This is a genomic window from Micromonospora sp. D75, assembly GCF_018070405.1.
In the GTDB taxonomy this organism is placed as follows: domain Bacteria; phylum Actinomycetota; class Actinomycetes; order Mycobacteriales; family Micromonosporaceae; genus Micromonospora; species Micromonospora chalcea.
This window is the reverse complement of sequence record NZ_JAGPXV010001138.1, coordinates 1-646: the sequence shown is the minus strand read 5'-3', so window position 1 is coordinate 646 and position 646 is coordinate 1. Positions and strand designations below refer to the sequence as shown.

Below are 646 nucleotides of genomic sequence, written 5' to 3'. Positions count from 1 at the left end.
GATGCCGTACGCGACGCCCGTGGCGTTCTCGCTTCCGTCGTTGAACACGGCCCAGTCCAGCGGCGCGGTCTGGCCCGGCCGGACCGGGCGCAGGTTCGCCTCACCGGCGTCGTCGCCGTCGACGACCACGTCGGCGTACACGTCCTGGACCCAGGTGGTGAGGTCGTAGCCGGGGTCGGTGACGGTGATGTCGTGCTCGACCGTGTCCAGCACGCCGGCGCCGTTGGCCGCGCTGATCGACACCGTCAGCGTGCCCGCCCCGCCCTTGCCGCCGGTGGAGAACAGCGGGATGCCGAAGTCCTCGGTGGTCCCGGCGGGCACGTCGCCCAGCAGGCAGGAGAAGGCGGTGCCGCGGATGTCGCAGCCCTTCGGCGCCAGCACGCCGACCTTGCCGGGCTTGAGGTCCTTCGTCTCGACGGTGACCCGGACGCCCTTCGCGTCGACGGTCCCGGCGGCGTTGTTCACCTGGAACTTGAACGGCTTGGCCTTGGCTTCGCTGACGCCCTTGGCGAGCTGGTAGCTGAGCGGGATGAGCTGGAGGTCGGCCTTGTCGGCGGCGTACGCCGGGTCGGCGACCGCGCCGAGGCCGGCGGTGGAGAGCAGGGCCACCACGCCGGCGCGCGCCAGCGTGGACCGGTAGCGGAAG

General features: G+C 72.3%; 1 pseudogene. It reads right to left on the bottom strand.

The window, feature by feature from the left end:
• Window positions 1-646, bottom strand: a pseudogene (locus KBX39_RS32515) (cell wall anchor protein); the annotation flags it as partial.